Annotated in this window: 6 protein-coding genes; 3 read left to right on the top strand and 3 right to left on the bottom strand. The window is 41.5% G+C overall.

Going from position 1 to position 6,915, the window contains the following annotated elements; translation table 11 throughout:
* Positions 1-301 precede the first annotated feature (301 nt).
* Positions 302-1,369 (top strand): mannose-1-phosphate guanylyltransferase, encoded by a 1,068-nt coding sequence (locus tag DSL64_RS18680; RefSeq protein ID WP_115832438.1) that lies wholly within the window; start codon positions 302-304, stop codon positions 1,367-1,369.
* 53 nt (positions 1,370-1,422) lie between these two features.
* Here DSL64_RS18680 and recF read toward each other — a convergent pair whose 3' ends face one another.
* A complete protein-coding gene (gene recF / locus DSL64_RS18675) occupies positions 1,423-2,514 on the bottom strand; it encodes a DNA replication/repair protein RecF (protein WP_115832437.1) in 1,092 nt (363 codons plus the stop codon).
* 128 nt (positions 2,515-2,642) lie between these two features.
* Between recF and pdhA the strand changes: the two genes are divergently transcribed.
* On the top strand, positions 2,643-3,674 hold the full coding sequence (gene pdhA / locus DSL64_RS18670) for a pyruvate dehydrogenase (acetyl-transferring) E1 component subunit alpha (RefSeq protein ID WP_115832436.1): 1,032 nt from the start codon (positions 2,643-2,645) through the stop codon (positions 3,672-3,674).
* A 195-nt stretch (positions 3,675-3,869) separates the two neighbouring features.
* A complete protein-coding gene (gene tatC / locus DSL64_RS18665; protein ID WP_115832435.1) occupies positions 3,870-4,748 on the top strand; it encodes a twin-arginine translocase subunit TatC in 879 nt (292 codons plus the stop codon).
* Here tatC and DSL64_RS18660 read toward each other — a convergent pair.
* Together DSL64_RS18660 and DSL64_RS18655 are read right to left on the bottom strand one after the other, a co-directional pair.
* Positions 4,745-5,845, bottom strand: a complete 1,101-nt coding sequence (locus tag DSL64_RS18660; protein ID WP_115832434.1) for an aminotransferase class I/II-fold pyridoxal phosphate-dependent enzyme — start codon at positions 5,843-5,845, stop codon at positions 4,745-4,747. The two genes, tatC and DSL64_RS18660, sit on opposite strands and share 4 nt — an antisense overlap.
* A gap of 35 nt (positions 5,846-5,880) precedes the next feature.
* Positions 5,881-6,891 (bottom strand): dipeptide epimerase, encoded by a 1,011-nt coding sequence (locus DSL64_RS18655; RefSeq protein ID WP_115832433.1) that lies wholly within the window; start codon positions 6,889-6,891, stop codon positions 5,881-5,883.
* Positions 6,892-6,915: the final 24 nt, after the last annotated feature.

Below are 6,915 nucleotides of genomic sequence, written 5' to 3'. Positions count from 1 at the left end.
ATCAGTTGACAACGTAATTTCACTTACCTGTTTTCCATATATTAAGAATACGTCCATTTAAATTGTAATTAGTATTATTATATTTTTTCTTTAAATATTAAAAAATTATAATTTTAAAAGGAAAGGTATTTATAAAATGCAATTCCTGCCTAAACAGGTGAAAATATCAGTTATTGCTATACAACTTTTAGGAATTATAAGGAGTGATTCCTTTGTAACCTTTTGACTTTAGCAGAGCTTATTTCTCCATAATCCTTAGCTTTGCCAAAGTTTATAGCTAAAAACATATTGCATATAAATAATGAAGGAAACACACGTAATCATCATGGCCGGTGGCGTAGGAACGAGGTTCTGGCCTTTTAGCCGAACCGACTTCCCCAAGCAATTTCATGATGTCTTAGGAACAGGAAAGACACTTTTACAACAAACAGTTGACAGGTTCGACGGTGTTTGTCCGATTGAAAATATTTATATTGTTACAAGTCAGGAATACAAGGATCTAGTAAAGGAACAGATTCCCGCTTTGAAGGATGAGCAGATATTGCTGGAACCAAACCGCCGGAATACAGCTCCTTGTATTGCTTATGCTTGTTACAAAATAGCATCTAAAAATCCCGATGCTAATGTGGTCGTAGCTCCGGCAGATCACATCATATTAAATGAAGAGGTATTCAGAGATACTGTACGAATTGCACTGGGCGCTGCCAGGACTGACGATATTCTGGTAACTCTTGGTATTCAGCCTACGCGGCCTGATACAGGATATGGGTACATCCAATATATCCCAGATAAGTTAACCGTTAAAAAGGTAAAATCTTTTACAGAAAAACCTCAGCTGGAGCTAGCGCTACAATTTCTGGATAGCGGTGATTTTGTTTGGAACGCGGGTATTTTTATCTGGAACATTAAATCTTTTAAAAAGGCGCTGGAGCAGCATCAGCCTGAAATCGCTGAGATTTTTGAAGCAGGTAGCCCCCACTATTATCAGCCATCTGAAGAGTCTTTCATCGAAAGGGCTTATCAACATTGCGGAAGTATTTCCGTGGATAATGGTATTATGGAAAAGGCGGATAATGTCCATGTGGTATTAAGCAGTTTTGGCTGGTCGGATCTTGGAACCTGGAAATCACTCTACGAAGTATCGGAGAAAGACGAGAATCAGAATGTAACAGAAGGGAACCTGATTTTGCACAATACAACCAACTCTATTATTAAAACGCCTTCTGAAAAGCTGGTAGTGGTTAATGGTCTTGACGGGTTTATAGTTGCAGAGTATGATGGCGTGCTGATGATCTGCAAAAAGGAAGATGAGCAAAAAGTGAAGGAATTTGTTGCTCAGGCGAAGGAACTGGATTCTAAGTATGTATAAAAGTTGAGTTTAAACGCAGTGCTCATGAAATTACAATTTCATGAGCACTGCGTTTAAATCATTTTTTCAATTTCAAAAAATCGCACATCTGCCTTCACATTTTCCAGTATTTTGGCAGAGCGTTCAGGACGTGCGTCTGTAATGAACACCTGGCCGAGAAATCCGGTATCTATCAATTCGATGAGCTTGTGTATGCGTTTATCGTCCAGCTTGTCAAAAATATCATCAAGAAGAATAATCGGCGTTTTTCCTTTTTCGATCTTTAAAAGCTCAAACTGAGCCAGTTTCAGGGCGATTACAAAGGATTTTTGCTGACCCTGCGAGCCAAATTTCTTCAAAGAAACACCGTCAATTTCAAATCCGAAATCGTCTTTGTGGATTCCTTTACCAGTGCGCTGGGCATGCAGGTCCCGCTGACGATGTGAGAGAAAATCGTCTGAGAAGCCGGCTTCCGATACTTCTGTTTCATATTTTACAACCACATCTTCTTTTTCATTACTGATAAATCCATAATGTCTTTGGAAAAGTGGGAGAAACTGACTCATAAAATCAGTTCTAGACTTGAATATCCGGACAGACAAATCCACCAAAGGCTCATCGTAAGTATCAAGCAAGTCGTTATCTACATAATTTCTGTCCGAAAATAATTTGAGGAGGCTATTACGCTGTACCAGTAGTTTGTTGTATTGTAGCAAATTCTGAAGGTAATCGGGTACAGCCTGCGCAAGTACTCCGTCAAAAAAACGCCTGCGCTCTTCACTGCCGTCGCGAATCAAATCTGTATCATTGGGAGCAATCAGGACCAAAGGAAAACGGCCGATATGTTCGCTGAGGCGTTCGTAGTTTTTTTTGTCGGCCATAAAAACCTTCCTCTGACCACGCTGAAGGCTGCAGGTAATCTGAATGTTCCGCTCCGGCTCTTTAAAAATTCCGTCAATTACAAAAAAATCACTTTCGTGGCGTATAGCGAGTGCATCCTGACTCTGGAAGGCGCTTTTGGTAAGGGTTAGAAAATAAATAGCATCCAGAAGGTTTGTTTTGCCACTTCCGTTCTCTCCAACCAGGCAATTCACATGTGTTCCAAAGACAAATGCCCGCTCCTCGTGGTTCTTAAAGTATGTAAGATGGAGCTTTTCTAGCCACATGAACTTCTTTGTTATATAGTTTATGCTTATTTTCGCAAATCATTGCGTGAGTTCGGCAAAACAGACTCTGTTCAAACCACTAACTTAAAGACAAAGTTCTGTCTTTATATAAACGTGAACCAAATTTTATGGCCACCGTTACTGAAAAAAAGAAAGCATCAGCTCCAAAAAAATTACAGCATCCGACTGAACGTTATATGTTCTGGTTCGAGAATATGCTATTGCAGCGCCGGTTTGAAGAAAAAGCGGGACAGCTTTACGGTCAGCAGAAAATACGTGGATTTTGCCACCTTTACATAGGTCAGGAGGCGTGCTCTACCGGAGCTGCAACTGCACTTACAAAAGGTGACAAATATATCACTGCTTATCGTGATCACGGTATTCCTCTGGCTTTGGGTACAAGTCCCAACGCAATCATGGCCGAGCTGTACGGTAAAAAAACAGGAACAACTAAAGGTAAAGGTGGTTCCATGCACATTTTCGATAAAGAAGTAGGCTTTATCGGTGGACACGGAATCGTTGGTGCTCAGATTCCTTTGGGAGCGGGTATCGCTTTTGCTGAAAAGTATAACAAAACAGGAAAACTTTGTATCTGTTACTTCGGTGATGGTGCGATCCGTCAGGGTGCATTTCACGAAGCGCTTAACATGGCAATGACCTGGAAGTTACCTGTAATTTTCGTTGTTGAGAACAACGGTTATGCCATGGGTACATCCGTAGCCCGTTCTTCAAATGTTACTGAATTATACACATTGGGAGAGGCTTACGATATTCCTTCTGAGCCGGTTGATGGTATGAGTGTTGAGGCAATTCATGAGTCGGTTTCCCGTGCTGCTGAGCGTGCACGCAAAGGAGATGGTCCTACATTCCTTGAATTCCGTACGTACCGCTACCGTGGACATTCAATGTCCGATCCTCAGAAGTACAGATCTAAGGAAGAGGTTGAAGATTACAAACAGCGCGACCCTATCGAGCAGATTCGTGCGGTAATTCTGGAAAACAAACTGGCAACAGAAGAAGAATTGGATGCAATTGACAAGAAGGTTAAAGAAATCGTTGCAGAGTCGGTTCAGTTCGCTGAAGAATCAGAATTCCCGGATGCAAGTGAAGCCTACACAGATGTGTATGTAGAAAATGACTATCCTTTTGTAATGGACTAAGCTGACCATTATAACAATATTAAAAAAACCCGTCGAGTTATTCCGGCGGGTTTTTTTAAGTAATTTCAGGTTTTAGTCCTGAAAATGATCTTATCTGATTATTTTCTCGTATACAGCTTAATAGTTTTTAACAAATAGTTCGGTAGCTCGGATCATCGTCGGATGTACTTGTAGAATTATACACTTTTTTAAAATATGCCCTTAGATCAGGAATTTGACAAGGAAGAAGAAGATTCAGGTGGTGAGATGTCGTTTATAGGGCATCTGGAAGAGTTGAGGTGGCACGTGATCCGTGCAGTTGGGTCAATTTTGGTATTTGCTATCATTGCATTTATCTACATCCAGGAAATATATCAATATGTGATTGTAGCTCCTTCGAAACCTGGTTTCTGGACCTACAGAATGTTGTGTAAGTTGTCCGTAATTGTCGGTTACGACGATCTTTGTGTGAAGGCGCTTAACTTCCAGCTTCAGGCAATAGGAATGGGGGATAACTTCACGATGAGTATGACATCGTCTGTAATTGCCGGTTTGATATTTGCGTTTCCATATGCTTTTTGGGAGATGTGGAGATTTATAAAGCCTGGTTTACGTCCCTCTGAGCGTCGTTCAGCGCGGGGAGCGGTGTTCTATGTTACATTTCTCTTCCTTTCCGGCGTTCTGTTTGGTTATTATGTGGTTACTCCGTTAGCAATCAACTTCCTGGCGAGTTATACATTGGATCCGTCCATTATAAATCAGTTCAGTATTACATCTTATATATCTCTTGTTGCCACACTTACCTTGGCGTGTGGGGTAGCTTTTCAGCTTCCGATTGTGGTGTTTGTACTTTCCAAAATTGGAATTCTTACTCCTGTTTTCATGCGCGAATACAGAAGGCACTCTATGATTGTAATTCTGATCGTAGCTGCGGTGATCACACCTTCGCCGGATATTTATAGCCAGATTTTGGTCGCGATTCCATTATTTCTATTGTATGAGATAAGTATTCTGGTTTCTTCAAGAGTGGAAAGAGAAAAACTTCGTGAGGAGCAGCAATTGGCTACAACTGGTGGAAATACTGAGGAAGACTAAGATTTAAGTTTATTCTGAAAAGATATACAGACCTCGGCCATTCGGTCGAGGTCTTCTTTTTGATGTAGTGCTGATATCGCTATTCTTGTAACCGGTTCATCATGAGCAGAGGGATAAGGGAATTTCGAGGCGAGAACGCCATTTGCAAGAAGATATTCAAAGAGCTGAGGAACATGGGTACACATTACCGGGTAGCCGGGAACCATTGTCAGGTACTTACATTCAGCAATGCTATCTTGCAAATAGACAGTGTTCTGCATCAAACGAAGATATAGGTCGTCATATCCCTGCTCTTTCAAAAATATATTCAACGCATACATGCTGGCAGGCAGGGGAGGAGAGGCTGCAGAAAACCATGGGGATACTCGCAACAGACCAATTACATCCGGCTCAGCAAATAATACCCCTGCCGGAATCCCCATTCCCTTATTGAGGGAAGCTGTCACAATCACTCGGTGAGGGGCGAGTTTCTGTAATTCCTGATAAATTCCGCGTCCATCTTTTCCTATAATGCCAACTCCGTGCGAATCATCGATAACAAACCAAACATTTGGATGATTTAAATTGTCAAACAACTTGAAATCGAATTTTTCTACCCAGGGAGATCCAATGGAGTCACTAACTATAATGTGGGCAGAACTATCATTATGTCGGTTTATCGTCTCTATAGTTTTATGAGCCCATTCATTCCATGTAGTTTTTTCAGACTTATACTGATTACCGCGAATAGCCGGGTGTGTACCAGGGGCATAGTGATAATGAATGGCAGTGCTGCCTGACTTCTTTACAATTGCTTCAATTTCTTTTAGCACCAACTGCCCTGCCCACATTCCGGACGATACTGTGAGTGCTCCCGGAGCCCGTACGAAATCAGCGAGCTCTTCTTCTGTTTCTTCAAATACATTTATCCGGAGACTATTATTGCGCGAGCCCCCGTAATGGTTTCCCAGGAATGAAAAACCAGTGATCAGGTGTTTACGAAGCTCTTCGTTGTGGGCCATCCCAAGATAGTCTGTTCCACTGAACCATAGTAGCTCTATTCCGTCCTGTAAATGGACAGTCCTTCCAGGAATACTATTGGATTTGAAGATCTCCATATGCTTCGGAATAGTTTTAACTGCTCTGAAACTGTTTACAGGAGAGCTGCCCCGGTACCTGTTGTCGCGCTATAAATAACTTTCCCATAGTCAAAAGTCACCCCTGAAGCCGGATCATTGCCGATAAGCAACGATCCATCCATATCAACATAATCAAGTAAAGGCAGTAGATGAGCAATAGCAGAAATACCTACACTGGACTCAGTCATACATCCAATCATAGTTTTCATTCCCAATGATTTAGCTTCATCAATCATTCTTAATGCCGGAGTCAGGCCACCACATTTTGTAAGTTTTATATTCACACCATGGAAAAGTCCTTTGCATTGTGATACATCTTTTTCTGTGATGCAGCTTTCGTCTGCAATAACAGGCAGAATACTTTGATGGTATACATGCTTCATACCTTCGATGTCATCGGCAGGCAGAGGTTGCTCAATAAATTCGATTCCAAGGCTCTTTAATATCGGAGCATTACGGACTGTTTCTGCCGCTGTCCAGGCACAATTGGCGTCCACCCGGAAGATAGCATCAGTATGTTTTCGCAGCTCCTGAATAATACGAAGGTCTTCGTGAGTTCCCAGTTTTATTTTATAAATAGGCCAGGGAAGCTCCTTCATTTTAGATACCATTTTTTCAACGGTGTCGATTCCAATCGTAAAATTGGTCAGTGGATTCTGATCAATTGAGAGACCCCAATGCTCATATAGTTTTCGCTTTACTCTCTTTGCAAACAGATCATGAGCAGCTTCGTCGAGTGCACACTGAGAAAATGGATTGTTTTTAAGTGCAGGATGGGTTAATTCCCAGAGTTGTTCAGCAGATGTGTAATCAGGTGTTTCTACAATCGTTCTTACGGCGTCAAGAGATGACATCATATTTTCTATGGTGATGCCATAGTATGGATTTGATGTAGCCTCTCCAAAGCCGGACAGATTTTCATCTCTTAACTCAACAATAAGCGTTGGTTGCACATCACGGGAATCATGCGCAATGGTGAAGGTGTGTTTAAGTTTTAGGTCGAATTGGTGAAGAATAAGTTTCATGTGTGGTTGTGTGTGTGATTGTAT

This window comes from Dyadobacter luteus, from assembly GCF_003383615.1.
In the GTDB taxonomy this organism is placed as follows: Bacteria; Bacteroidota; Bacteroidia; order Cytophagales; family Spirosomataceae; genus Dyadobacter; species Dyadobacter luteus.
The sequence above is the reverse complement of the archived record's forward strand: the minus strand, read 5'-3'. Positions and strand labels throughout refer to the sequence as shown.